General features: G+C 73.0%; 20 protein-coding genes and 1 tRNA gene. 10 read left to right on the top strand and 11 right to left on the bottom strand.

The window, feature by feature from the left end:
* The first annotated feature begins 152 nt into the window (after positions 1–152).
* A complete protein-coding gene (gene purF, locus VR45_RS19195; protein WP_030306023.1) occupies positions 153–1,736 on the top strand; it encodes an amidophosphoribosyltransferase in 1,584 nt (527 codons plus the stop codon).
* Between the two features lie 80 nt (positions 1,737–1,816).
* Positions 1,817–2,902 carry a phosphoribosylformylglycinamidine cyclo-ligase gene (gene purM, locus VR45_RS19190; protein WP_045941017.1) on the top strand — a complete coding sequence of 362 codons (1,086 nt, stop codon included), beginning with the start codon at positions 1,817–1,819 and terminating at the stop codon, positions 2,900–2,902.
* Positions 2,903–3,110: 208 nt separating this feature from the next.
* On the opposite strand, the gene VR45_RS19185 is transcribed toward purM, so the two are convergent.
* Together VR45_RS19185 and VR45_RS19180 are read right to left on the bottom strand one after the other, a co-directional pair.
* Positions 3,111–3,371, bottom strand: coding sequence for a DUF3073 domain-containing protein (locus tag VR45_RS19185; protein WP_030392262.1), 261 nt, complete (start codon positions 3,369–3,371; stop codon positions 3,111–3,113).
* 373 nt (positions 3,372–3,744) lie between these two features.
* Entirely contained in the window at positions 3,745–4,860 is a 1,116-nt protein-coding gene (locus VR45_RS19180; protein WP_233290105.1) for a Glu/Leu/Phe/Val dehydrogenase dimerization domain-containing protein, read from the bottom strand.
* Between the two features lie 278 nt (positions 4,861–5,138).
* On the opposite strand from VR45_RS19180, the gene VR45_RS19175 reads away from it, so the two are divergent.
* Both VR45_RS19175 and bldC read left to right on the top strand, forming a co-directional pair.
* Positions 5,139–6,050 carry a hypothetical protein gene (locus VR45_RS19175; protein ID WP_045941016.1) on the top strand — a complete coding sequence of 304 codons (912 nt, stop codon included), beginning with the start codon at positions 5,139–5,141 and terminating at the stop codon, positions 6,048–6,050.
* A gap of 542 nt (positions 6,051–6,592) precedes the next feature.
* On the top strand, positions 6,593–6,799 hold the full coding sequence (gene bldC, locus VR45_RS19170; RefSeq protein ID WP_014137253.1) for a developmental transcriptional regulator BldC: 207 nt from the start codon (positions 6,593–6,595) through the stop codon (positions 6,797–6,799).
* Positions 6,800–7,205: 406 nt separating this feature from the next.
* Here the strand turns inward: bldC and VR45_RS19165 are convergent.
* The 7 genes from VR45_RS19165 to VR45_RS19135 all read right to left on the bottom strand — a co-directional run bounded on the left by VR45_RS19165 (position 7,206) and on the right by VR45_RS19135 (position 16,359).
* A tRNA-Asp gene (locus VR45_RS19165) sits at positions 7,206–7,279 on the bottom strand.
* A 147-nt stretch (positions 7,280–7,426) separates the two neighbouring features.
* Positions 7,427–11,359, bottom strand: a complete 3,933-nt coding sequence (hrpA, locus tag VR45_RS19160) for an ATP-dependent RNA helicase HrpA (protein WP_234326043.1) — start codon at positions 11,357–11,359, stop codon at positions 7,427–7,429.
* A gap of 275 nt (positions 11,360–11,634) precedes the next feature.
* Entirely contained in the window at positions 11,635–12,198 is a 564-nt protein-coding gene (locus VR45_RS19155) for a hypothetical protein (RefSeq protein WP_159394266.1), read from the bottom strand.
* Between the two features lie 111 nt (positions 12,199–12,309).
* Positions 12,310–12,879: a hypothetical protein gene (locus VR45_RS19150; RefSeq protein ID WP_045941013.1), complete on the bottom strand. Its 570-nt coding sequence runs from the start codon at positions 12,877–12,879 to the stop codon at positions 12,310–12,312.
* A gap of 143 nt (positions 12,880–13,022) precedes the next feature.
* Positions 13,023–13,808: an alpha/beta hydrolase gene (locus VR45_RS19145; protein ID WP_045941012.1), complete on the bottom strand. Its 786-nt coding sequence runs from the start codon at positions 13,806–13,808 to the stop codon at positions 13,023–13,025.
* A 58-nt stretch (positions 13,809–13,866) separates the two neighbouring features.
* Positions 13,867–15,327, bottom strand: a complete 1,461-nt coding sequence (locus tag VR45_RS19140; protein WP_045941011.1) for an MFS transporter — start codon at positions 15,325–15,327, stop codon at positions 13,867–13,869.
* A 69-nt stretch (positions 15,328–15,396) separates the two neighbouring features.
* Positions 15,397–16,359, bottom strand: coding sequence for an NADPH:quinone reductase (locus VR45_RS19135; RefSeq protein WP_045941010.1), 963 nt, complete (start codon positions 16,357–16,359; stop codon positions 15,397–15,399).
* 232 nt (positions 16,360–16,591) lie between these two features.
* Here VR45_RS19135 and VR45_RS19130 point away from each other — a divergent pair, with 232 nt between their 5' ends.
* The 3 genes from VR45_RS19130 to VR45_RS19120 all read left to right on the top strand — a co-directional run bounded on the left by VR45_RS19130 (position 16,592) and on the right by VR45_RS19120 (position 20,101).
* Entirely contained in the window at positions 16,592–17,782 is a 1,191-nt protein-coding gene (locus VR45_RS19130; RefSeq protein ID WP_045941009.1) for an acyltransferase, read from the top strand.
* Between the two features lie 80 nt (positions 17,783–17,862).
* Positions 17,863–18,711, top strand: coding sequence for an NAD(P)H-binding protein (locus VR45_RS19125; RefSeq protein WP_045941008.1), 849 nt, complete (start codon positions 17,863–17,865; stop codon positions 18,709–18,711).
* Between the two features lie 172 nt (positions 18,712–18,883).
* The gene (locus VR45_RS19120) at positions 18,884–20,101 is read left to right on the top strand and encodes a transposase (RefSeq protein ID WP_078896661.1); all 1,218 of its coding nucleotides are present in this window, start codon (positions 18,884–18,886) and stop codon (positions 20,099–20,101) included.
* Between the two features lie 10 nt (positions 20,102–20,111).
* On the opposite strand, the gene VR45_RS19115 is transcribed toward VR45_RS19120, so the two are convergent.
* On the bottom strand, positions 20,112–22,202 hold the full coding sequence (locus tag VR45_RS19115) for a helix-turn-helix domain-containing protein (protein ID WP_063772509.1): 2,091 nt from the start codon (positions 22,200–22,202) through the stop codon (positions 20,112–20,114).
* A 374-nt stretch (positions 22,203–22,576) separates the two neighbouring features.
* On the bottom strand, positions 22,577–23,740 hold the full coding sequence (locus VR45_RS19110) for a transaldolase family protein (protein ID WP_052709205.1): 1,164 nt from the start codon (positions 23,738–23,740) through the stop codon (positions 22,577–22,579).
* A 304-nt stretch (positions 23,741–24,044) separates the two neighbouring features.
* Between VR45_RS19110 and VR45_RS19105 the strand changes: the two genes are divergently transcribed.
* The 3 genes from VR45_RS19105 to VR45_RS19095 all read left to right on the top strand — a co-directional run.
* Positions 24,045–24,662: an NAD(P)H-dependent oxidoreductase gene (locus VR45_RS19105; protein ID WP_045941019.1), complete on the top strand. Its 618-nt coding sequence runs from the start codon at positions 24,045–24,047 to the stop codon at positions 24,660–24,662.
* 30 nt (positions 24,663–24,692) lie between these two features.
* The gene (locus VR45_RS19100) at positions 24,693–25,868 is read left to right on the top strand and encodes a 3-deoxy-7-phosphoheptulonate synthase (protein WP_045941007.1); all 1,176 of its coding nucleotides are present in this window, start codon (positions 24,693–24,695) and stop codon (positions 25,866–25,868) included.
* Between the two features lie 212 nt (positions 25,869–26,080).
* On the top strand, positions 26,081–26,560 hold a 480-nt coding region (locus VR45_RS19095), incomplete at its 3' end, for an SDR family NAD(P)-dependent oxidoreductase (protein ID WP_045941018.1).

Below are 26,560 nucleotides of genomic sequence, written 5' to 3'. Positions count from 1 at the left end.
CCGCAAGGGCAACCGCGTCGCCGCCGAATCGGGGACCGCCGAAATCCGGGCCGGGTAAGGGGTTTTGTCTACGCGCGTTACCCGGAGCGGCCCGCGCGACAGCGGCCGCCCGGGGTCCGGAAAGCCGGGCCGACTGTCCTAGACTCGAAGGCGTGCCACGTGGTGACGGAAGACTCAACCACGATCTTCTTCCCGGTGAGAAAGGCCCCCAGGACGCTTGCGGCGTCTTCGGTGTCTGGGCTCCCGGCGAGGAGGTCGCCAAGCTCACGTTCTTCGGCCTTTACGCCCTGCAGCACCGCGGTCAGGAATCCGCGGGCATCGCAGTGAGCAATGGCTCCCAGATTCTCGTCTTCAAGGACATGGGACTTGTCTCCCAGGTCTTCGACGAGGCCTCCCTGGGGTCGTTGCACGGGCATATCGCCGTCGGACACGCCCGCTACTCGACCACCGGTTCCTCGGTCTGGGAGAACGCCCAGCCGACCTTCCGGGCGACCGTGCACGGCTCCCTGGCCCTCGGTCACAATGGAAACCTGGTGAACACCGCCGAACTGGCGGCCATGGTCGCCGAACTCCCCGGCGAGGAGCACGTCTCCCGCTCCGGGCGGTCGGCCGCGACCAATGACACCGACCTGGTGACCGCGCTGCTCGCCGGCCACCCGGACCTCTCGATCGAGGAGACGGCCAAGGTCGTCCTGCCCAAGGTCAAGGGCGCCTTCTCGCTCGTCTTCATGGACGAGAACACGCTCTACGCCGCCCGTGACCCGCAGGGCATCCGCCCGCTGGTGCTGGGCCGGCTGGAGCGCGGCTGGGTGGTCGCCTCCGAGACGGCGGCGCTGGACATCTGCGGCGCCTCCTTCATCCGCGAGGTCGAGCCCGGCGAGCTCATCGCCATCGACGAGAACGGCATGCGGACCTCCCGGTTCGCCGAGGCCAAGCCCAAGGGCTGCGTCTTCGAGTACGTCTACCTCGCCCGCCCGGACACCTCCATCGCCGGCCGCAACGTGCACCTCTCCCGGGTGGAGATGGGCCGTCGCCTGGCGAAGGAAGCCCCGGTCGAGGCCGACCTGGTGATAGCGACGCCCGAGTCCGGGACCCCGGCCGCGATCGGCTACGCCGAGGCCAGCGGGATCCCGTACGGCTCCGGCCTGGTGAAGAACGCCTACGTGGGCCGCACCTTCATCCAGCCCAGCCAGACCATCCGCCAGCTCGGCATCCGGCTGAAGCTGAACCCGCTGCGCGAGGTCATCCAGGGCAAGCGCCTGGTCGTCGTGGACGACTCGATCGTCCGCGGCAACACCCAGCGCGCGCTGGTGAAGATGCTCCGCGAGGCGGGCGCGGCCGAGGTCCACATCCGGATCTCCTCCCCGCCGGTCAAGTGGCCGTGCTTCTTCGGCATCGACTTCGCGACCCGCGCGGAGCTGATCGCCAACGGCATGACCATCGAGGAGATCGGCCGCACCCTCGGCGCGGACTCGCTCTCCTACATCTCGATCGACGGCATGATCGAGGCCACCAAGCAGCCGAAGGACCGGCTCTGCCGGGCCTGCTTCGACGGCGAGTACCCGATGGAGCTGCCCGACCCGGCGCTGCTCGGCAAGCTCCTGCTGGAGGCCGAGATCAAGGGCGGCCAGCAGGCCCCCGCGGTCCGCGGCAAGCCGACCAGCGGCAGCGACCTGGACGGCGTCCAGTCGCTGCTCGGCGGGGCGGGCGCGGCCGACGCGCTGCGCCGCCCGTAAGAACCCTCGGTGGGGTCCCGCGATCCGGGGCCCCACCGCTGTTCCGTCCCCCACCACAGACCCGAAAGGGCCGCACAGCAGTGACTACCGACCAGAACGGTGCCACCTACGCCGCCGCCGGCGTCGACATCGAGGCGGGCGACCGCGCCGTCGAGCTCATGAAGCAGTGGGTGAAGAAGGCCAACCGCCCCGAGGTGGTCGGCGGTCTCGGCGGCTTCGCCGGCCTCTTCGACGTCTCCGCCTTCAAGAACTACGAGCGGCCGCTGCTGGCCTCGGCCACCGACGGGGTGGGGACCAAGGTGGCCATCGCGGCCGCCATGGACAAGCACGACACCATCGGCCACGACCTGGTCGGCATGGTCGTCGACGACATCGTGGTCTGCGGCGCCGAGCCGCTCTTCATGACCGACTACATCTGCGTCGGCAAGGTCGTCCCGGAGCGGGTCGCCGCGATCGTCAAGGGCATCGCCGAGGGCTGCGCCCTGGCCGGCTGCGCCCTGGTCGGCGGCGAGACCGCCGAGCACCCGGGCCTGCTCGGGCCGGACGAGTACGACGTCGCGGGTGCCGGCACCGGTGTGGTCGAGGCGGACGCGCTGCTGGGCGCCGAGCGCGTCCGGGCCGGTGACGTGGTGATCGCGATGGCCGCCTCCGGTCTGCACTCCAACGGCTACTCGCTGGTCCGCCACGTGCTGCTGAACCAGGCCGGCTGGAAGCTGGACCGCAAGGTCGAGGAGTTCGGCCGCACCCTCGGCGAGGAGCTGCTGGAGCCGACCCGGATCTACTCGCTGGACTGCCTGGCGCTGATCCGGGCCGCCGAGGTGCACGCCTTCTCGCACGTGACCGGTGGCGGCCTGGCGGCCAACCTGGCCCGGGTGATCCCGGCCGGGCTGCACGCCCGCCTGGACCGCGGCACCTGGACCCCGCTGCCGGTCTTCCGGACCGTCGCCGAGGTCGGCAAGGTGGCCACCCTGGAGATCGAGAAGACGCTCAACATGGGCGTCGGCATGGTCGCGGTCGTCCCGGCGCACTCGGTGGACACCGTGCTGTCGGTCCTGGAGGACCGGGGCGTGGAGTCCTGGGTGCTGGGCGACATCGTCGACCGCACCGCCGAGCACGCGGACGGCGCGGCCCTCTACAACGCCTACGAGGGCTTCGTGGCCGGCTGAGCACCTGGACGTGAACGCGGAAGGCCCCGTCGGCAGCGTGCCGGCGGGGCCTTCGTGCAAGGTCCTGTGCGGGGTCCTGTGCGGGTCTCCGGGCGGTGCCGCCCAGGTGCGGGCGCAGGGCCGCCGGACGGAGCCCAGGAGGGCGCGGGAACGCCGAAAGACCGGCCTGGTGCACTGGGCACCTGGCCGGTCCGGTCAGACTGGGAGACTACGCGCGACGGCGGGCCTGGGAAGGCCCGGTACCCGACTCGGCGTCGTCGTCCTCGTCGTCATCGGCGTAACGAGCCGCGTACTCCGCGTAGGGATCGTCGTCCTCCTCGTCCTCCTCGATCGGCTCCGGCTCGATCGGGGAGGTGGAGGGCGATACGCCCAGCTCGCTGGAGAGACGATTGGCGTCGAACCCGCCGCTGTTGTACTTCAGCTCGCGGGCGACCTTCGTCTGCTTGGCCTTGGCCCGGCCGCGCCCCATGGGTCGACCCCCTCAACGATGGGGCTCACGGCCCCGAGTCTGACACGTGTTCATGATCAAGAGCGGCCTGCCCGAATGGGGAGGACCGTCCCTTGGAGCATTAACGGTACCTGTTTCTGCCGCTGGACGGTACGTCGTCAGTGTGACGTGGCGCGCACCGGCCGCACCCGCGACCAGGTCGTCCCAGGTCAGGGGAGGTATTGCGGCTTTCTGCACGCTGTCCGGAGGTGTCTCGGGTCCGTTGTTCCCGGACCGATTATCCCCCCTAGGGGGGCTTCGGATCACCCGATCGGAGGCAGAATCGAGAATCCGGTTCCACATTGTGATGCGCGGGGGACGGCGCTCGGCCGTCCCCCGCGCACACCGGTCCGGATCAGCCCCGGCGGGCAGCCGGCAGCAGCACCGAGCGCAGCGCGCTGATCTCGCGCATCCGCTTCTCCGCGAGACGGTCGGCCGCGACGGCCGGCGGCACGCCGTCGGCGGCGGCCCGGGTGAAGATCTCCAGGGTGGTGTCGAAGATCTTCGTCGCCTTGTTCTTGGCGCGCTCGAAGTTGAAGCCGTCGATCTCGTCGGCGACCTGGATGACACCGCCGGAGTTCACCAGGTAGTCCGGGGCGTAGAGCAGGCCGCGGTCGGCGAGGTCCTTCTCGACGCCCGGGTGGGCCAGCTGGTTGTTCGCGGCGCCGCAGACGACGGAGGTGCCGAACTCGCCCAGCGCGGCCACGGTGTCGTCGGTCAGGGCGCCACCGAGCGCGCAGGGGGCGTAGACGTCCAGCTTGGCCTGGAGCAGCGCGGCGGTGTCGGCGACGACCTCCACCTCCGGGTGGGCCGCCCGCACGCGGTTGACGGCGGCCTCGAAGGGGTCGGTGACGACCACGACGGCGCCGTCCGCGACCAGGTGGCCGACGAGGTAGTGGCCGACCTTGCCGACGCCGGCGACGCCCACGCGCTTGCCGCGCAGGGTCGGCTGGCCCCAGCGGGCCTGGGCGGAGGCGCGCATGCCCTGGAAGACGCCGAAGGCGGTCAGGATGGAGGAGTCCCCGGCGCCGCCGTTCTCGGGCGAGCGGCCGGTCACGAACTCGGTCTCGCGCGCCACGACGTCCATGTCCTGGACGTAGGTGCCCACGTCGCAGGCGGTGATGTAGCGGCCGCGCAGCGACTCGACGAAGCGGCCGTAGGCGCGGAGCATCGCCTCGTTCTTGACCTTGTTCGGGTCGCCGATGATGACGGCCTTGCCGCCGCCGAGGTCGAGGCCGGCGAGCGCGTTCTTGTAGGACATGCCGCGGGACAGGTTGAGCGCGTCCTCCAGCGCCGCCTCCTCGGAGGCGTAGGGGAAGAACCGGGTCCCGCCGAGGGCCGGGCCGAGGGCGGTGGAGTGGATGGCGATGATCGCCTTCAGTCCGGAGGAGCGGTCGTGGCAGAGCACGACCTGCTCGTGGCCGTCGCCGGTGGCGCCGTCCTGGGAGTTGCCGAAGATCCTGCCGAGCACGCCGGGTGCGGAGTGCGTGGTGGCGGCGGTCTGTACGTCGGTCACTGTGGTGACTCCAGTATTCGAGGCCCGCTGCGGTGGTGCGGGCGCCTAAGGCGAAGCGTAGTCGCGCGGGCCCCGCCGGTCCGCCCCCTTGGCGAAGCTCGGTACCACTGTCCGAATGCTGGGACGGCAGGGCCGCCATCAGCCCGTTCGCGCACTGCGGGTGCGTCCGCGAACGGGCCGTCACCGGACCGGTCCGACCGACTGCTCCCGGGCGGCGGGGGGTGCGTGGGACGATGCAGGACGTGACCGTCGTCCGTACTTCCGTGCTGCCGCCCTACGCCGCGCACCTGCGGGTCTACGAGCCGCTGGCCGCCTATCCGGAACCCGAGCGGGCGCGCTGGCAGGCCTACGCGGCGGAGCACGGTCCCGACGCGCCCGAGGCGGACCGCTCGGTGGCCGCGGCGGCCCTGGCCGAGCAGCGCTCCGCCCTGGCCGAGCTGATCGGCCGGACCCCGCGGGCCCTGCCGGACCGGGAGGCCGAGCGGGCCTTCGTCCGGCTGGTGGACGGGGTGCTGTACGTCTGCCCCTGGGCGACCAGGCTGCGCACCTGGCAGGCGCTGGAGGAACTGCGGGCGGGGGCGCCGGTGGCGCTGCTGGACACCGCGCTGCCGCCGGCCACCCGGGAGGTGGCGGAGGCGGACCGGGAGCGCTGGCGGGCCGAGCACCCGGACGCCCGGCCGTGGATCCTCACCAGCCGCTGGGAGGTGCCGGTCCGGTGGTTCCTCCCGTTCGGGGACGAGGATCGATGCTTCGTTCCCGCAGAGAGGGGGGAGAAGGGGGAGGAAGGGGAACGGGGGGACGGGGCGTCACTGTTCTATCTGACGCCCATGGCGCAGGCGCGCCGCCGGGTGGCCCGGGCGTACCGGGCGCTGCGCGAGGCGGTGCCGGAAGGGGAGCTGGTGCGGGGGGCGGAGCAGGTCGGGCGGTGGCTGGAGGAGTTCCATCCGCGGTCGCTGGTGGAACTGGACTACGGGGGGCTGGTGCATCTGCTGGGGCCGGAGCGGCTGTTGGCGGACCGTTCGGCGGGGGAGCTGGAGGACGGGCTGCGGGCGCTGCGGGCGGGGGACGCGGCGGAGGCACTGCGCGCGTACGAGGCGCTGACCGTGCGCTGGCGGCGGGTGCTGGCGCTGCGCCACGCCAACTGAGCGGCCGGGGCCGGTGGGAGGGCCGGGCCGAGGCGGCGTCATCGCTGGCCGGTGGGGGTGTCGGTGGTACTTGTAAGACTGGAAGAGTCCTACGGCCCGAGCCGCATGACCAAGGTCCTGGTTCGGGTCAATACCTACCGAACGTGACACTACTCACCGTTGACGCGAACTTACCCCTATGTGCAAAAATGGGACAACCAGCCCAACTTCACGCGAGCGTGCCCACTTTTGGGTGGTTCTGGAGTCGATGCGCGCTTTGCGGGAAAACGGCGGGTCTGGTCCGCTCGTAACCGAATGTCACTATAAGGTGACTGCCCGTTATGGGGTGGTCCATCGCCATCCGTCGGCCTTGAACCCGTGAGGGGTCAATTTTGGCGGTTTGGTCGATAGGGCTGGACGGATGGTGTAGTTGTAGACACCAGGACAAGCCGTTCGTCCTATAACCGACTCGGCCCGTCTATGCCATTTCGGGCATCGCGGGCCAAGGTGCAGAATTTGAAGGATAGAACCGCCCTGGTTCGGTTCTCCCGAGGAGGCCGCTCATGACCGCTCGTACCCCCGATGCCGAACCTCTGCTGACGCCGGCAGAGGTCGCCACCATGTTCCGTGTGGATCCCAAGACCGTGACGCGCTGGGCCAAGGCCGGCAAGCTCACGTCCATCCGCACGCTGGGCGGGCACCGCCGATACCGTGAGGCGGAGGTGCGCGCCCTGCTGGCCGGTATTCCGGCCCAGCGAACCGAGGCCTGACAGAGCCTCGCTCAAGGCTCTTCGAAAGGGGCTGCTTACCGGACTCCGCCGGGTCCGGTAAGCAGCCCCTTTTTCTGTGCCCGCGTACTTCTTCTACAGCTCTGTCGTACCGGCTGCACTGTCGCCGGATCGGCTGTCGTCCTCGCGCGATCCACCGGAATGTTGAACTCCGGATAACGATTCGATGGTGGGGAGGTGGGGGGGATTTACTGTGAATAGCAGTACAATTTTACATATTAAATTAGCGGGTTCGGGGAAGGGTGTCCGAACGGTCGGTTCCCGGAAGGGGTGCGTGACGACCGTCACGCGGGCGTTCACTTGTGATCCGGCTGACTCCGGGATAGAGGAGTGGCCGGTGAAACGCGAGAGGCCCGGAACCAAACGGTTCCGGGCCTCTCGGCTGAGGCGATCCTGACGGGACTTGAACCCGCGACCTCCACCTTGACAGGGTGGCGAGCTAACCAACTGCTCCACAGGACCAGAGTGTTTCCTGATCTTGTTCGCTTCGCTTGCCGCGCTGCGAACAAGACAGACTGTAGCCCATGCGGGGCCCCCAGGTCGAACCGGCTCCCGGGCGCCCCCTCCGGCCCGTCCGCAGCTCAGGCGGGCCGGAGGGAGGGCGAGGGGTCAGAGCGCGGCCCTGGCCGCCTCCATGGCCTTCAGGATCCGCTTCTCGGACACCGGCGACGGGGTGCCCAGCGACTGGGCGAAGAAGCTGACCCGCAGCTCCTCGATCATCCAGCGGATCGCCAGCACCTCGGCCGAGGGCTGCCGCCCGGCCGGCACCGCCGCCAGCAGCTCCCCGTAGGCCTGCTGGACCTGCTGCACCTTCAGCAACTGCTGGGCGTCCCGCTGCGGATGGTTGGGCAGCGCCTCCAGCCGGCGGTCCACCGCCAGCAGATAGCGCTTGAGGTCCGGCAGCCGCTGCCAGCCGGTCGCCGTGACGAAGCCCGGGTGCACCAGCGAGGCCAGGTGCAGCCGGATGTCGTTCACCGCGTTCAGCAGCACCGGGCTGCTCACCGACTTCAGCCGGGTGGTCGCCTTGTGGAAGGCGATCAGCGCCGTCGCCGTCTTCAGCGTGGTGTCCGCCGAGAGGTCGTACAGGTCCGCCCTGACCTTGTCCCGCAGCGCCGCGAACGCCGCCTCGTCCCAGGCCGGTCCGCCGGCCCGGGCCATCAGCCGGTCCGCCGCACAGGCCACCACGTCCTCGAACAGCGCCGGGACCGAGCCGTGCGGGTTGTACGACAGCGCCAGCTTGGCCTGGTTGCCCAGCCGGCCCTGGATCGACTTCGCGGGCGAGGTGGTGGAGAGCATCAGCAGCCGCCGGGTGCCCTCCCACATCGCCCGCTGCTGCGCCTCCGGGGTGTCGAACAGCTTCACGCCGACCGACTCGCCCTCGTCCACCAGCGCCGGGTAGGCGCGCAGCGAGTGGCCCCGGGAACGCTGCTCGAAGGTCCGCTGGAGCACCGGCAGCCCGGCCGGCCAGGCGGTCAGCCCGGACTGCTCGATGCCCCGGCCGGAGGCGGCCGAGGAGAGCGTCTCCTTCAGCTTCGGCTTCAGCCGCAGCCGCAGCTCCTCCAGGTCCTTGGACTCGGCGAGCTTCTTGCGCCCGTCCACCACCCGGAAGGTCACCTTGAGGTGCTCCGGGACCCGCTCCTCGTCCCAGGCCTCCGGAGGCACGGTGACCGCCGTCAGGCGCTTCAGGATGTGCTCCAGGGCCGGCAGCAGCGGCTCCTGGCGCTCCTGGTGGTTCCTCAGCTCGCGGATCGCCGCGCGGGCGAAGTCCGGGGCGGGGACGAAGTTGCGCCGCACCGCCTTCGGCAGCGACTTGATCCAGGCCGTCACCAGCTCCTCGCGCAGGCCCGGGATCTGCCAGTCGAAGCCCTCCGCGGTGACCTGGTTGAGCACCGGCAACGGGATGTGGACGGTCACGCCGTCCGCGTCGCTGCCCGGCTCGAACTGGTAGGTGAGGACGAACCGCAGCTTGCCCTGCACCCAGTGGTCCGGGTAGTCGGCCTCGGTGACGCCGCCCGCGGCGTCGTTGATCAGCATCGACTTCTCGAAGTTGAGCAGGTCGGGCTGCTCGTGCCGGGTCTTCTTCCACCAGGCGTCGAAGTGCCGGGTGGAGACGATGTCCTCGGGCAGCCGGCCGTCGTAGAACTCGAACAGGGTCTGGTCGTCGACCATGATGTCCCGGCGGCGGGCCCGGTTCTCCAGCTCCTCGACCTCGCCGAGCAGCTTGCGGTTCTCCGCGAAGAAGCGGTGGTGGGTCTCCCAGTCGCCCTCGACCAGGGCGTTGCGGATGAACAGCTCGCGGCAGAGCTCCGGGTCGATCCGGCCGTAGTTGACCTTCCGCGCGGCGACGACCGGCACCCCGTAGAGGGTGACCTTCTCGAACGCCAGGACGGCCCCGGACTTCTTCTCCCAGTGCGGCTCGCTGTAGCTGCGCTTCACCAGGTGCGCGGCCAGCGGCTCGACCCACTCGGGTTCGATCTTCGCGTTGATCCGGGCCCAGAGCCGGGAGGTCTCCACCAGCTCGGCCGACATCACCCAGCGCGGCGGCTTCTTGAACAGGCCGGAGCCGGGGAAGACCGCGAACCGGGCGCCCCGGGCGCCGCCGTACTCCCGCTTCTCCACGTCGAACAGGCCGATGTGCGAGAGCAGGCCGGCCAGCAGGGACTGGTGGATCCGGTCCGCGTCCGGCTCGGCGTCCTCGTGGGCCTCCTCGATGGTGACGCCGAGCTGCTTGGCGACCGTGCGCAGCTGGGAGTAGATGTCCTGCCACTCCCGTATCCGCAGGTAGTTGAGGAACTCCGCCTTGCACATCCGGCGGAACGCGGAGGAGGAGAGCTCGCGCTGCTGCTCGCGCACGTAGCGCCACATGGCGAGGAAGGCGAGGAAGTCCGAGCTCTCGGAGCTGAACCGGCGGTGCCGCTCGTCGGCGGCCTGGCGCTTCTCGGCGGGGCGCTCGCGCGGGTCCTGGATGGAGAGCGCGGCGGCGATCACCATGACGTCCCGCACACAGCCGTTCCGGTCCGCCTCCAGCACCATCCGGGCCATCCGCGGGTCCACCGGGAGCTGGGCCAGTTTGCGGCCGAGCGGGGTGAGCCGCTTGCGGAGGTCCTTCTCGGCCGGGTCGAGCGCGCCCAGTTCGTGCAGGAGGCTGATGCCGTCCTTGATGTTGCGCGAGTCCGGCGGGTCCAGGAACGGGAAGGCGGCGATGTCGCCGAGGCCGGCGGCGGTCATCTGGAGGATGACCGAGGCCAGGTTGGTGCGCAGGATCTCGGCGTCCGTGAACTCGGGGCGGGAGAGGAAGTCCTCCTCCGAGTAGAGCCGGATGCAGATGCCGTCCGAGGTACGGCCGCAGCGGCCCTTGCGCTGGTTGGCGCTGGCCTGGCTGATCGCCTCGATCGGCAGCCGCTGGACCTTGGTGCGGTGGCTGTAGCGGGAGATCCGGGCGCTGCCCGGGTCGATCACGTACTTGATGCCGGGGACGGTGAGGCTGGTCTCGGCGACGTTGGTGGCCAGCACGATCCGACGGGAGGAGGAGCGTTGGAACACCTTGTGCTGCTCGGCCGAGCTCAGCCGGGCGTAGAGCGGCAGGACCTCGGTGTGCTTCAGCCTGAGCTTGTCGAGCGCGTCCGCGGTGTCCCGGATCTCGCGCTCGCCGGAGAGGAAGACCAGGATGTCGCCCGGCCCCTCGGCCTGGAGCTCCTCGGCGGCGTCGCAGATCGCCTGGATCTGGTCGCGGTCGCGGTCGACCTCGTCGGTGTCGCCGTCCTCGTCCTCGTCCACGATCGGGCGGTAGCGGACCTCGACCGGATAGGTGCGGCCGGAGACCTCGACGATCGGGGCGTCCCCGAAGTGCCGGGCGAACCGCTCGGGGTCGATGGTCGCCGAGGTGATGATCACCTTGAGGTCGGGGCGGCGGGGCAGCAGCTGCTTGAGGTAGCCGAGCAGGAAGTCGATGTTGAGGCTGCGCTCGTGCGCCTCGTCGATGATCAGGGTGTCGTACTGGCGCAGCTCGCGGTCGGTCTGGACCTCCGCGAGCAGGATGCCGTCGGTCATCAGCTTGACCAGGGTGTCCGGGCCGACCTGGTCGGTGAACCTGACCTTCCAGCCGACCGCCTCGCCGAGCGGGCTGTCCAGCTCCTCGGCGACCCGCTCGGCCACCGTGCGGGCGGCGATCCGGCGGGGCTGGGTGTGGCCGATCAGGCCGCGCACGCCGCGGCCCAGCTCCAGGCAGATCTTGGGGATCTGGGTGGTCTTGCCGGAGCCGGTCTCACCGGCCACGATCACCACCTGGTGGTCGCGGACGGCGGCGAGGATCTCGTCCTTCTTCTGGCTGACCGGGAGCTCGGCGGGGTACCGGATCGCCGGCACCGCGTTCCGCCGCCGCTCGACCAGCAGCTCGGCCTTGTCGATGTCGGAGGCGATCTCGGCGGCGATCTGCGCGCGGGCCTCGTCCTTGCGGACCCGGCGGGCGCCGTCCAGTCGGCGGCCGATCCGGACCTGGTCGCGCAGGGTCAGCTCGGGCAGGCGCGCGGCCAGCTCGCCGATGCCGGGCGCCTCGCTCCGGGCGGGCTCGGCGGCGGACTGGACTGCGGGAGAACTCACGGCGGGCATCCCTCTAGGTTCGCAAGGAGGGGCGGCGGAGCGCACCTCGGTTTTCGAGCGCCTCCAGTGTCACAGGGGACGGCCGTCCGCTGCCAACGGCGGTCCGGCACGCCGTGGGAACCGTCCGGATCGGGGCGGTCGCGGTGGGTGAGGGGGGTCGGTCGCAGCGGCTGCCGGAGGGCGACCATCGGAAGAAGACGACTGCCGGAGGACGGCGGCTACCGGAGGACGATCACGGCGCCGACGGCGGCGATGACCAGGGAGGCGAGGACGGCGGCCACGGTCACGGTGATCCGGTCCCGGAACTGCCGGACGGGCTCGACCCGGGCCGAGGCGTCGGTGTTCAGCTCCCACCAGTTGCGCACCCGGTGGTACTGCTCGTCGAAGTCCGGGGACGGGTACAGGTCGCTGTGCAGCAGCCCCGGCAGCGCCCGGCGCCGCCCGCCGGCGACGAACATCCGCACCTGGGAGCTGGCGCTGCCCTGGGACTCGACCGTGCGGACGTCGATCCAGCGGATCCGGGCCCAGGGGTAGGTGCGGCCGCGCCCGAAGCCCCAGCAGATGGTGATGCCCTCGGGGCCGACCCGGCTCCAGCTGCGGACCGTGACCCACAGGCCCAGGCCGGAGAGCGCCAGCGTGCCGCCGGCGAGCCAGAGGAAGCCCACCGTGCCGAGCCCGTGCGCGGCGGCGAACCCCTGGGCGACCAGCAGGACGAGCAGGACCGCCAGGTGCGACCAGGACGGGCGGTAGCGGTCACGCCCCCGGAATATCAGTTCGTCCACGGCGGGCACCCTACGCCCCGGGTGATCCGGCGTCACCACCGGCTTCCGGTCCAGGTGCTGTGCCCGGGCGGCGCGGTGGGAGGAGCGGGCGGGGGTGCGGCAGGGGCGCGGCTACCAGTAGTGGAGGACGAGCGCCGGGAGGGCGGTGCCTGCCGCGAGGAGCGCGACCAGGGCGACCAACTGGGAGGTCGGCAGGTCGAGGAACTTCTTCGGGGGCCGCACCCGGTCGGCGGGGTCGGTGCTGAGCTCCCACCAGTTGCGCACCCGCCGCGCGTCGGCGTCGAAGCCGGGGGAGGGGTGGGTGCGGTCCTGGACCAGGCCGTTCAGGAAGCGGCTGCGCCCGTCGGTGAAGTGGACCTGGAGCGTGCGGAACTCCCCGAAGCGGCGGTCCGTCCCGTACACCTCCAGCCACCGGATCTCGTGCCAGGGGTAGGTGCGGCCGCGCCGGGCGAGGGGTCGGTGGAAGGTGATCCCGGAGGGGCCCACCGTGCTCCACCGTCCGCGGAGCAGCAGGGAGGGGAGGGCGAGCACGGCGGTCCCGCCGATCGCCCAGGCGAGACCCGCCGCCCCGAAGTCGTGCACGACCCGGGCGCCGGCCGCGGCCGCGGCGACTCCGACCAGGGCGGCGAAGTGCCAGGACCAGCGGAAACGGTCCTTGCTGCGGAAGGTCAGTTCGTCCACGCCCGCCACCCTACGCCCTGGGTGATGAGGTGTCAGTACCCGGGGCGGGAGGGGGAATCTGGGGGCGCCGAGGCGACTTTGCAAAGTCCCGAGGTGACTTTGCAAAGTGCGCAAGAACTTTGCAAAGTCACCTCGGGCAACCCCTAGCCCTCCTGGAGGACGAACTCGCGGACCAGCCGGGACCACTCGGCGCCCTGCTCGTAGACGACCACGTGGCCGCTGTCGATCTCCGCGTAGGTGCTGCCGGCGATGGCGTCGGCCAGCTCCCGGGAGAGCCCGACCGGGACGGTGGCGTCCTGGGTGCAGCCGATCACCAGGGTGCGGGCGGTGATCCGGGGCAGCAGCGGGCGGATGTCGGCGCTCAGGTTGAGGTCGATGTGGCGCAGCGCGCCCTCGGTGGGCTCGTTGCCCTTGATGATGCCCTCGAGCGCGTCGGGCTCCAGCGAGTTCAGGTGGTCGCGGCTGAACGCGGTCAGGGTGCCGAACCGGCCGAAGGCCTCGGCGTCGCCGCTGATGGCGCGCCAGGTGGTCATGTGGTTGCGCAGGTAGGCGTCGTCCGGGTGGCTCCAGCCGGCGGTGAGCACCAGGCTGCGCACCAGCTCCGGGCGGAGCGCTGCGAGGGTCGCGGCGACCACCGAGCCGAGCGAGAAGCCGACCACGTCGGCCGGGCCGTCGCCGGCCGCCTCGATCACGGCGGCGATCTGCTCGGCCAGCAGCTCGGGGGTCAGCTCGCGGCCGTCGTCCTCGGTGTCCCCGCAGCCGGCGAAGTCCGGCAGCAGGACGGTGCGGCTGTCGGTGAAGTCACCGGTGAGGTGGCCGAAGGTGCCCGCGGCGCCGAAGCCGGTGCCGTGCACGAAGACCAGGGGCGGGTGGCCGGAGCCCTCCACGGTGTAGGAGACACGGGCGCTGGGGCTGGCGGCGAAGGGCATGGCGGGATTCTCCTCGGGAGTGGGGAAGGGTCGGGGGAGGTGCGGGGGAGCGTCGGGGTCAGGCGAGGCTCTTGGCGGAGGCGTTCTCGGCGGCGGCCCCGGCCCGGCGGGGGGCGCGCTCGAAGCCGAGCGCGACCAGGACGAGTGCGACGATGCCGCCGGTGGCGACCAGGACGGCGGTGCGCAGGCCGTCGGTGGTGGCGGAGCGGAGGGCCTCGCCGGTCAGGCCGTCGGTGCCGGCGTTGGCGATCGCCACCAGGATGCCGAGGCCCACCGCGCTGCCGACCTGCTGGCCGGTGGAGACGATGCCGGAGGCGATGCCCTGCTCGTAGGGGTGCACGCCGGTCGCGGAGGCGGAGAACATCGTGGTGAAGATGACGCCCTGGCACAGGCTCAGCACGATCAGGCCGGGCAGCAGCGCGACGTACGTGCCGTCCGGCGCCATGGTCAGCGCGGTCGCGGCGGTGCCGAGCGCGCCGAACAGGTAGGAGGCGATCAGGGTGTTGCGGGCGCCGAACCGGGTGGCGAGCCGGCCGCCCAGCATCGAGCCGACGAAGCCGCAGACCATCGGGACCAGGAAGGCGACGCCGGTGCGCAGCGCGCTGTACTCGTGCACGGTCTGGAAGTAGACGGTCAGGAAGTACAGCAGGGTGCCGAAGCTGGCCATGAACAGGAAGGTGGTCAGCACGCCGGTGGACAGGTTGCGGTTGCGGAACAGCCGCAGCGGCATCAGCGGGTCGGCGGTCCGGGACTCGATCGCCACGAAGGCGGCGAGCAGGCCGAGGCCGAGCACGGCGGTGGTGAGCACCGTCGGCGAGGTCCAGCCGGAGGCCGGGCCCTGGACCAGGGTGAAGACCACCAGGGTGGCCCCGGCGGTGGCGGTCAGCGCGCCGGGCAGGTCGAAGGAGCGGGACCCGTCGCGCGGTCCGTCGGCGCCGATCAGCCGGGGGGCGAGCAGGGCGGCGCCGCCCGCCAGCGGCACGTTGACGTAGAACACCGCCTCCCAGCCGAAGGCCTGGGTGAGCACCCCGCCGGCCAGCGAGCCGATGATCATGCCGCTGGCGCCGGCGGCGGCCCAGACCGAGAGCGCCCGGTTGCGTTCGCGGCCCTCGGTGAAGCTGAGCACCACCAGGGCGAGGGTGGCGGGGAACAGGAAGGCGCCGCCGAGGCCCTGGAGGGCACGGGCCGCGATCAGCAGGCCGGGCGTGTTGGCCAGGCCGCCGAGCAGCGAGGAGCCGGCGTACAGCAGCAGGCCGAGGACGAACATCCGGCGGCGGCCGAACAGGTCGGAGGCGCGGCCGCCGAAGAGCAGGAAGCCGCCGAAGGCGACCGCGTAGGCGCTGACCACCCACTGCAGGTTCTGGGCGGAGAAGTCGAGGCCGCTGCCGATCTCCGGGAGCGCCACGTAGACGATGTTGTAGTCGATCGAGACGATCAACTGGGCGAACGCCAGCAGGGCCAGCAGGAGGCCCGAACGGCGTGGCCCGGCGGCCTGCTCGGCACCGGCGGACGGGGACATGGGGAGCCTTTCGGGGGCGTCGGGGAGGCGGACGGGGGACAGGGGCGGCGAAGCGGTGGCGGTCGGCGGCTACCGGCCGGGCGTCGTCAGGACCACCCGGCGGCCGTTCAACTCGCCCTTCTCCAGCCGCTGGTGGGTCTCGGCGGCGGCGCTCAGCGGCCGGACCTCCAGGGCCCGGGGCCGCAGCCGGCCGGCCGCGAGCAGCCGGTTGACGGTGGCGCCGGAGGCGTGCGAGATGACGAACCCGCGGATCGAGCCGTCCTTCATGTAGAGCTGTCCGGCGGGCAGTTCGGGGCGGGAGCGGGCGCCGGCGAGCAGCACGATCCGGCCGCGCGGGGCGAGCAGGTCGACGGCGGTGGTGAGGTCGTTGGTGCCGGAGGTGTCGAGGTGGAGGTCGACACCGCCGGGGGAGGCGGCGCGGACCAGGTCGAGCAGGTCGGGGGCGCGGTAGTCGAGGACCTCGGTGGCACCGAGGGCCCGGCAGTGCTCCGCGTCGGCGGGCCGCGCGGTGGCGACCACCCGGGCGCCGGCCTCGGCGGCCAGCACGATCAGGGCGCCGCCGACGTTGCCGCCGCCGCCTCCGACCAGCACGGTCTCGCCGGTGCGCAGCCCGCCGTGGGTGAACAGGGCGAGGTACGCGGTGGCGGCGGGGTGGACCACGGCGACGGCCGTCGTCGGGTCCACGCCCGGGGGCAGGTGGTAGAGCCGGTCGGCCGGGACGGCGGCCCGTTCGGCGGCCGCGCCCTGCCGGCCGTCGTGGCCGAGGCTGTTGGTCCAGACGCGGTCACCGGGGGCGAAGCGGGGGGCGCCGGGGCCGGCCCGGACCACGGTGCCCACGAGGTCCCGGCCGATCACGAACGGGAAGGGCAGGGGGGTCCGGAAGAGCCCCGAGCGGACGAAGGTGTCGACCGGGTTGACCGATACGGCGGCCACGTCGACCAGGACATCGGTGGGCCCGGGGACCGGCTCGGGCACCTCGCCGTAGCGGATGTCCGACGCCGGTCCGAGCCTCGGGATGAACGCTGCACGCATGGGGCCGATCCTGCGGGAGGTGCGGACGGGCGGCGGCGGATCGCGGCATCGTTCGTCAACTCCCTGGTCTCGGGCGGAAAGCCGGACGGGGACGGGGTGTCCCCCGACCTGACATAGATGCTACACCGATCGGTGCAATCTCTCATCTGCACGGAGTAGTTTACTTGGCCTCCGGGTCGGGACGGCCTGCTACTGCTCCGACCCACCGCTCGACACCCAAGGACGGAACCACATGGCCACCGACCGACTCCTCGCCCAGCCGGGACCGAGACCCGCCGGCGGGAGCGGAGCGCGGACGACGCAGCCCTCCGCCAGTCGTCTGCCGTCCCTGACCGGCCTGCGCTTCCCCGCCGCCCTTGCGGTCTTCGCGTACCACGCCGCCCTGCCGATCCCGACCCTGCGGTTCTTCGCCGACGACAGCACCGAGTTCCGCTTCGTCGACCTCGCCGACCAGGCCGGCGGCCTCGGGGTGGCGTTCTTCTTCGTGCTCAGCGGCTTCGTGCTCACCTGGTCGGCCCGTCCGGGCGACACCGCCACCGGCTTCTGGCGGCGCCGGCTGGTCAAGATCGTCCCCAACTACGTGGTCGCCTGGGCGCTGGCCATGATCTTCTTCGCGGGCTCCTACACCCCGGTCCGCACGGCCGTCCTCAACCTGCTGATGCTGCAGGTCTGGATACCCGACTTCAATACCTACTTCAGCGTCGACCCGCCCAGCTGGTCGCTCGGCGCCGAGCTGGTCTTCTACCTCTCCTTCCCGCTGCTGCACCGGGCGCTGCGGCGGATCCGGCCGGAGCGGCTGTTCCTCTGGATCGGCGGCACCGTCGCCGCCATCGTCGCCACCCCGGCGCTGGCCTACCTGGTGCTGCCCGACACCCCCGGCGTCCCCGGCGGCTACGACTCCTCGGTGGTGCAGTACTGGTTCTCCTACGTGCTCCCGCCGGTGCGGCTGCTGGACTTCGCGCTCGGCATCCTGGTCGCCCTCGCGGTGCGCTCCGGGCGCTGGCGGGACATCGGCATGGTCTGGTCCGGCCTGCTCCTGGTGGCCGGCTACGTGGCCACCCGCTGGGTGCCCTACCTGTACGCCCAGCGGGTCACCACCGTGGTGCCGATCGCGCTGCTGGTCGCGTCCGCCGCGATCGCCGACCGGGACGGCCGGTTCACGCCCTTCCGCAACCGGGCGATGACCTGGCTCGGGGAGATCTCCTTCGCCTTCTACCTGCTGCACTTCGTCGTGCTGACCGAGATGCGCGACCTGCTCGGCACCAAGCTGTACTCGACCCCCGAGGGCATCGGCCTGCTGCTGCTCGCGATCGGGGTCACCGTGCTGCTCTCCTGGATCCTGTACCGGCTGGTCGAGGCACCGATCACGAAGCGGTTCTCCTCGCCGCGCCGCAGGCCGGCCGGCCCGAGTCCCACCTCCTGATCCCACCTCCCACCACCCGACCCCTGACATCCCGACCCCTGACATCCCGACCCCTGACATCCCGAATTGGAGCCGTACCCATGGGCAAGATCCTCGTCACCGGGGCGACCGGCCAGGTCGGCGCCGAGGTGCTGGCGCAGCTGCTGGTGGCCGGCGCCGACGTCCGGGCCGGCGCCCGGACCCCGGAGAAACTGGCACCGCCCGCCCCGGTCGACACCGCGGCGCTCGACCTCACCGACCCGGACACCTACGGCCCGGCGCTGGCCGGCGTCGACAAGGTGTTCCTCTACGCGGTGCCGCAGGGCACGGCCGGCTTCCTCGCCGCGGCGCGGGAGGCCGGCGTGCGGCACGTGGTGGTGCTCTCCTCGCAGACCGTGGTGGACGCCTTCCCGGTGCAGAAGCCGATCGTGGAGATGCACCGCGCGGTCGAGGACGCCGTCCTCGCCTCCGGGATCGCGTACACCTTCCTGCGGCCGCACAACTTCGCCACCAACATCCTGATGTGGGGCTGGCCGGAGTCGATCCGGGCCGAGGGGCGGATCCGCTTCCCGTACCCCGAGTCGCACAGCGACGCGATCCACGAGAAGGACATCGCCGCGGTCGCGGTGGCGGCGCTCACCGGCGAGGGCCACGAGAACCGGGCGTACTTCATCAGCGGCCCCCGGTCGATCACCCAGCGCGAGCAGCTCGCCGACCTGGCCGAGGCGCTCGGGCGGCCGCTGGAGTTCGAGGAGCTGACCGACGCCGAGGCGCGCGAGGCCCTCGCCCCGATCGTCCCGATCTGGGTGATGGACGCGGTGGTCGGCTACTGGGCCGGCTCCGACGGCGTCCCGACCGAGGTGTCCGACACGGTGGAGCAGCTCACCGGCCGCCCCGCCCGGACCTTCGCCGAGTGGGCCCGCGACCACGTGGCCGACTTCACCGCCTGACCGGGCACCGGGCCCGGCACACCGGAATCCGGACCCGCCGCACCGGCGGGCGGGACTCCGGTGGCCGGGCCACCACCGTCCGCGCCGGACGGGTGGGCCGCGCACCTTAGCGGAGCGGGGCGCGCACCCTAGCGTGAGCACGGCGCAGTCATCCGCCATTCGAGGGGAACCGATGAGCGGCCCGGCCACGACCCGAACCCTGCCGACGGACCCCCAGGCTCCGCCGGAGGACGCGCAGTTGCTCGACGCCTCGCACGAGGTGCTGCTCAAGGAGCTGTGCGGCGTGCTGTTCGCCTCGCTGCCGCGCAGCGACCAGCGGCGCAAGGGCGCCCAGTACCTGCGCGGGCTGCTGGGCGCACGCGGACGCAAGTCGATCCGCAACATCGCCACGGTGGTCGGCGGCCCGGCCGCCGAGCAGAGCCTGCACCACTTCATCACCAGCTCCACCTGGGACTGGGGACCGGTCCGCCAGGCGCTGGCCCAGCACCTCGCCCGGATCGCCCCGCCGCAGGCCTACGTGCTGCGGCCGATGGTCGTCCCCAAGGCCGGCGACCACTCGGTGGGGGTGGACCGCCGCTTCATACCGGCCCTCGGCCAGGTGCTCAACGCCCAGCAGGCGGTGGGCGTCTGGGCCGCCTCGGAGAGCTTCAGCGGCCCGGTCAACTGGCGGCTGCACCTGCCGCGGACCTGGCTGGAGGACGCGCCGCGGCGCAGCCAGGCGCTGATCCCCGACGAGGTCGACGCCGAGAGCCTCGGCGACTGCGCCCTGGAGGCGGTGCTCGGCCTGCCGGCCCGCTGGGGGCTGCCAGTGCGCCCGGTGGTCGCGGACGCCAGGGACGCCGACGGGCTGCGGCTGGTGCGCCGGATGCGGGGCGAGCGGCTGCCGATGCTGGCCCGGATCAGCGGCTCGTTCCCGCTGCGGCCGGTCGCGCCGCTGCCGGGCCACCCGGCCGGACCGGGGCCCGCCTGCCAACTGCTCACCGCGGCCCGGGAACTGCGCCGGCCGGTGGTCTGGTCCGACCCGTCCGGCGAACTGCGCGGCGGGCTGGTCGCCGCCGTCCGGGTGCGTCCGGCCGGGCCCGGGGGCGCCCGCCAGGGCCGGGGCCGGCGCGGTGGCGGGGAGCTGCTGCTGCTCGGGATGGGCGCGGCCGGCGGGCGCTGGCCGGCCGAGCTGTGGCTCACCGACCTGGTGGACCTGCCGGTGGCCGCGCTGGTGCGGCTGGCCCGGCTGGCCGACCGGGTGGACCTGGACTTCACCAGGACCGCCGACCGGGTCGGGGTACGGGACTTCGCGGGCCGCTCGTTCGGCGGCTGGCACCGGCACATCACCCTGGCCTCGGCGGCGCACGCGGTCGCGGTGCTGGCCCGCGGCGACGACCGGCTGTACTGAGGTGGCGGGTTCAGTTGGCGGGGCCGGTCCGGTCGGTCCGGTCCGGTCGGTCGGTCGGGCTGCCCGTCGGACCGCCCGGCCGGTCGCCCGTCGGGTCGCCCGTCGGGTCGCCCGTCGCGTCTCCGGGACGGCCGGGCTCGGCGCGGGCCACCCGGTCGAGCAGGGTGCGGCGCACCCGGCTGAGCCTGAGCGCGAGCTGGATCTCGAAGGAGCGCTCGGGCTTCAGCCAGTCCGGGCCGAGCAGTTCGCCGATCCGCTCCAGCCGGCGCGCCACCGTGTTGGGGTGGACGTGCAGCCGCTGGGCGGCGTGGGTCGGGCTGTTGCCGGTGTCGAACCAGGCCTGGAGGGTGCGGGTCAGCTCGGTCAGCCGCTGCCGGTCGTAGTCGAGCACCGGGCCGACCGCCGACTCGATGAACCCCTCGACATCGTGGTTGTCGGCCAGCAGGACGCCCACGAAGCCGAGTTCGCGCGCCGAGGCGGCGCGGCCGACCGCGCCCAGCGAGGTCATCGCGTCCAGGCAGCGCAGCGCCTCCTGGTAGCCGTGGAAGACCGAGGTCGGATCGCTGACCGGCCCGGCCGCGCCGACCGTCACCGGCAGGCCGAGCAGCGGGGTGAGCTCCTCGGCGACCGCGCGGGCGGCCCGGCCCGGGTCGCTGCCGGGCAGCAGCAGCACCGCCCGGCCGTTGTGGACCCGTTTGAGGCCGCTCATCCGGTGGGCGTACAGCCCGGCCCAGGTCGCGGTCCTGCCCTGGGCCTCGCCCTCGGGCCGGGCGACCACCAGGACGTGCGCGGCGGACAGGTCGATGCCGAGCCGGCGGGCCCGGACGTCGAGCTGGCGGGGCGGGCGCTGCGGACTGCTCAGCAGTTCGTCGAGCAGTTCGTCGCCGACGTGGCGGACAGGGGCGGCCGAGCGCTGCCCCTCCAGCAGCAGGGCGACCGCGACCGCCTGGGCGATGCTCTGGCAGAACTCCGCGGCCAGGTCGGCCCGTCGGCCGGTCGGCCGGGCGAGCAGGGTGCCCAGATCGGTGGAGCCGGCCCGGACCGGGGCCGCCCACAGCGGTCCGGCCAGCCGGACCGGGCGGCCGGCCGCGTGGGTGTCGACGGCGGTGGCGACCACGGTCGGCCCGTCGAGTTCGGGCAGTTCGCCGGTCGAGGCCAGCACGGTGCCGTCGCTCGCGTACACCCGCAGGCCGAGATCGAGCCGGCGGCCGGCGTCGCGGACCAGGGCGTGCGGGTCGCGGCCGGAGAGCGCCAGGTCGACCAGGGCGCGGTGGGCCTCGGCGAGTTCGGCGACCGGGTCGGTCGCGCCGGGCGGGGTCGCCGGGTCGCCGGGCCGGGCCGCGGGGCGGGCGGGGGCCGCCGCGGCGGGGGAGGTCCGGGCGGCGCGCTCCAGCAGCCGGGCCTTCTCGATCGCCACCCCGGCGAGGTCGCCGAGCGCGGCCATCAGCGAGATCTCGTCGGTGGTGAAGTAGCGCACCGCGCGTTCGGCGACGTACAGGGTGCCGAACGGGCGGGCGCGGTGGCCGAGCGGGACGGCCATCACGGCGCGCAGCCCCTCGGCGCGGATCGCCGCGTCGACCACCGGGCTGCGCCGGATCCGCTCGTCCACGAGGAAGTCCGGGGTCCAGAACGGTCCCGGGTCGGCCGGGACGCCGCCGCCCAGGCCGAAGCCCTCGGGGACGGCCAGGCCGACCCGAAGCGAGCCGCTCGGGCCGTCGGTGGTGCGGATCCGGACCGGTCCGGGGACGCTGTCGCCGCCGGCCGGCTCGGCGGTGGTGAGGCAGGAGAGGTCGGCGCCCAGCAGCAGCCGGGCCCGGCGGGTGATCACCCGCAGCAGGCTGTCGAGTTCGTAGGGCAGGGCCAGGTCGCGGGCGGTGTCGGCGAGCGCGGCCAGCCCGGCCTCGCGGCGGCGCCGCTGCTGGGACCGGGAGCGGATGGACAGGCCGAGCTGCTCGATCCGGCAGATCGCCTCCCGCTCCGGGGCGGACTCGCAGCTGCGCCGGGCCTGCTCGACCAGCTCCGCCAGTTGGGCGGCCGGAGCCTCGCTGGCCAGCAGTTCCAGGACGCTGAACGCGATTGAGTCGGCGGACCGTCGCGTCATGACCTTCCCTCCCCCTGGGGCGTGTCGTGTGGATCGGCCCTGGTCCGCGACGCTCCCCCGGCCGTCGGCCGGGAGGTACCCCCCAGGGCACGCGCGCCCCGGCCCTGCGGCCGGGAGGTGCCCCCATCGCAGCGGCTCCGCCCCCAGCCCGGTGGCCGGGAGGTGCCGCTACCTCCGCCTTGCGGTGCACGCACCCCGACGCCGCGGCCTCGTCCGGGCTGGATCCACAAGACGCGCCCGGACCCCGTGAACGGAAGGAGTGCGTGACGGCCTGCAATCCGGAAGGTATGCGGGGGCGGTTGTTCCCGTCAAGAACAGGTCCGGGCCGTCCGGGCGGGGCCCGTGGTACTCGAGTGACTGATCATCAGGATGATTCAGCGGAAGGGAAGTCGGGCCGGTTCCTGATCGCCGGGCCGGGCGGCCGGGCGTCCCTCGACGGCGGTGTGCAGGCGCAGCCAGTGGTCGACCAGCAGCGGCACGCTCTGCTCCTCCAGCCGCCGGGCGACGGCGCCGTAGTCGATGCCGAGCCGGCCCAGCCGGTCCAGCACCGCCCGGGCCGCCTCGTACTGGCCGAGCAGGGTGTCGCCCTCCAGCCGGAGCTTGCGGACCGCCTCGTCCAGCACCGGCCTGGTCATCGCGTGCGCGGTGCCCCAGGAGACCAGCCCGGCCACGTACCGGGCCTGGGCGGCGGCCCCGCCCAGCGCCGAGTCGGTCCACAGCAGCCGCTGGGGGCGGGCCCCGGAGGCGCGCAGGGTGCGCCAGCGGCCGTCGCCGAGCCGCTCCTCGTACGCCCGGTACATCAGCCGGGCCGCCGCCTGGGCGGTGAGGCCGCGCAGCGCGGCGGCGTCCGGGCCGGCGGTCGCGGCCAGCCGCCGGTCGATCTCCCGGTCCACCCGGCCGACCGGGAGCGAGGCCACCGAGGCGATCGCGGCCAGCGGGAGGCCGGCCGCGAGCGCCTGCTCCAGGCCGTCGAAGTAGGCGTCCACCACCTGCCCGTAGCGCCGCACCGAGTACAGCCCGGTGGCGTGCACGCCGAGTCCGCGGCCGACGCAGTCGCGGATCGCGGTGAGGCCGGCGGCGGTGGCCGGGATCTTGACCAGCAGGTTGGGCCGGTCCACCGCGCGGGCCAGTTCGACGGCCTCGGCGACGGTCGCGGCGGCGTCGTGCGCCAGCCGGGGGTCCAGGTCGGCCGAGACCAGGCCGTCGTGGCCGTGGGTGGCGCGGTGGACGCCGAGGAACTCCTCGCAGACCAGCCGCAGGTCGTGCACGGTGGCGGCCCAGACCGAGCCCTCCGGGGAGACGTGGTGCTCCGCCAGTCGGGCCAACTGCTCGGCGTAGACGGGGTCGTGGCGCAGCGGTCCGGTCAGCAGGGCGGGGTTGGTGGTGGCGCCGCGCAGACCGGTGCGGTCGATCAGCCGGCCGAGCAGGCCCGAGGTGACCAGGCCGCGGTTGATCCCGTCCAGCCAGGGCGAGACACCCTCGGCGATCAGCGGCCGCAGGTCTCCGGTTCTGGGGTCGGCGGCCGGCGGTTTCTTCACTGCGGGATCACTGCTCCTCGGCTCTGTGACGGACCGAAAACGGTGCCGTGGCCGAGGATAGGCAGCAATTCGTGCCCGGAAAAGTGAGTGCCCCGGTCAATGTCAGGTCGGCCCCGGGTCAATGCCGGGCCGGGCGGGGGTCAATGCCGGGCATGGTCTTTGCGGGGCGTCCGGAGAAGTGGCCGCCGAGTATTTGATGGAGTGCGGCCCCACCTGACGTAGTGCCGGGAACTCCGTTGGCCGGTCGGCCGTCCACGGTCAACGATCAGTGGAACGCGCCCACGTCACCGAGGAGTTCGCCGCTGTGACCACCATTGCCGTCATCTATTGGTCCTCCACCGGAAATGTCGCCCGGCTGGCCGGGGCGGCGGCCGACGCCGCCGGCAAGGCGGGCGCCGAGGTGCGGCTGCGCCGGATCGCCGACCTGCCGGACGACACCTATGTACCGGGTACCGAGGAGGCCGCGCGGGAGCTGCGGGACCGCACCGCGGACGTCCCGGTGGCCACGCTCGACGACCTGGCCTGGGCGGACGGCATCCTGATCGGCACCCCGGTGCGGTTCGGCCTGCCGGCCGCGCCGGTGCTGCGGTTCGTCGACGCGACGGCGCCGCTGTCGATCCCCGGCGGGCTGGCCGACAAGGCGGTGTCCGCGTTCACCTCGGGTTCCGCGCCGCACGGCGGCCACGAGACGGCGATCCTCGCGCTGCACAACGCCTTCTGCCACTGGGGCTCGCTGATCCTGGCCACCGGCTCCACCGACCCGGTGCTGTTCCGCCCGCAGAACGGCAATCCGTACGGGGCCAGCGCGGTCTCCCGGAACGTGCCGGGCCAGGTGCACGAGGAGAACATCGCCGCCGTGGAGTTCCAGGCCCGCCGGGTGGTCCGGGTGGCCGGACTGCTCGGCGGCCTCGCCGACCAGTAGGGGCCCCGCCGGTCCGGGAGGGAGACGTCAGTGGACCACCTGCTCCTGGGACAGCTCGCCGACCGCCCCGCCGGGCAGCAGCCGGACTGGCCCGATCCATTCGAACTCGCCACTGCCAAGAAGGAGTTGGCCGACCGTCCGCCGCTGGTCGCGGCCGCCGACGTGCACCGGCTGCGGGCCCTGCTCGGCCGGGTCGCGCGGGGGGAGGCGCACGTCCTCCAGGCCGGCGACTGCGCCGAGGACCCGCAGGAGTGCACCGCCGGCGACACCGCCCGCAAGGCCGCGCTGCTCGACCTGCTGGCCGGGCGGCTGAAGCTCACCACCCACCGCCCGGTGCTCCGGATCGGCCGGATCGCCGGCCAGTTCGCCAAGCCCCGCTCCAGCCCCACCGAGCTCTGCGACGGCGTCGAACTCCCGGTCTACCGTGGACACCTGGTCAACGGCCCGGAACCCGACCCGGTCCGCCGCACCCCCGATCCGCGCCGGCTGGCGGCGGGCTACGAGGCGTCCCGCCGGGTGCTGGACCACCTGTCCCGGCTCGCCCCCGGTGACCCGTCCGTCGCCTGTCCGCCGGTGTGGACCAGCCACGAGGCGCTGCTGCTGGACTACGAGCTGCCGCTGCTCCGCCGGGACGCGCGGGGCCGCCCGCTGCTCGCCTCCACGCACTTCCCGTGGATCGGCGAGCGGACCCGGGACCCGGACGGCGCGCACGTCGCCCTGCTGGCCTCGGTGGTCAACCCGGTCGGCTGCAAGGTCGGTCCGACCACCACCCCGGCGGAACTGCTGCGGCTGTGCGCCCTGCTCGACCCCGGCCGGGAACCCGGTCGGCTCACCCTGATCGCCCGGCTCGGTGCCGACCGCGCCGCCGAGGTCCTCCCGGGGCTGGTCAGGGCGGTGCACGCGGCCGGCCACCCGGTGGTCTGGCTCAGCGACCCGATGCACGGCAACACCGTCGCCGGGCCGGACGGGCTCAAGACCCGGCTGGTGCCGGACCTGGTCCGGGAGGTCGAGGCGTTCCAGCAGGCGGTCCGGGCGGAGGGCGCCGCCGCCGGGGGCCTGCACCTGGAGACCACCCCCGACGACGTGACCGAGTGCGCCGACGACGCGGCCGGGCTGGCCCGGGTCGGCGACAAGTACACGAGCCTGTGCGACCCGCGGCTCAACCCGGGCCAGGCGGTCGCGGTGGTGTCCGCCTGGCGCGCCTGAGCGCCGGGCGCGCGGCCGCCGGTGCCGCGCACGCCCCACACGCCCTGCACGCCCTGCACTGCCCGCACGTCCCGTACTCACCGCACTGCCTGCACTGCCTGTACTGCCTGCACTGCCTGTACTGCCTGCTCCATCCCGTTCCGACCCGTGCACCACCCCCAACCCACCCGCGGCCCGAGCTGTTGGTCCGCGTCCCCCAGGGAGGTCCGCACATGAGAAACAAGGTGACACTGGTCACCGGCGCGGCGGGCGGCATCGGCGCCGCCGTGGTCCGGCTGCTGGCCGTTCGCGGCGCGCTGGTCGCGGCCGTGGACCGGGACGCCGACCGCCTCGCCGAGCTCACCGGCAAGCTGGCCGCCGAGGGCCTCACGGTGGCGGCCGTCCCCGCCGACGTCACCGACAGCGCCTCGGTCGAGGCCGCCGTCGACACCGCCGAGCGGGAGCTCGGCCCGATCGACCACCTGGTCAACAACGCCGGTGTGCTGCGGCTCGGCGAGGTCCGCGACCTCACCGACGAGGACTGGCGGACCACCTTCGCGATCAACGCGGAGGGCGTCTTCCGGGTCTCCCGGGCGGTGGTCCACCGGATGATCCCGCGCCGGCGGGGCGCGATCGTCACGGTCGCCTCCAACGCGGGCCTCACCCCGCGCGCCGAGATGGCCGCCTACGCGGCCTCCAAGGCGGCGGCCACC

The organism is Streptomyces sp. NRRL S-495 (assembly GCF_000966955.1).
In the GTDB taxonomy this organism is placed as follows: Bacteria; Actinomycetota; Actinomycetes; order Streptomycetales; family Streptomycetaceae; genus Kitasatospora; species Kitasatospora purpeofusca.
This window is presented reverse-complemented; position numbering and strand designations above follow the sequence as displayed.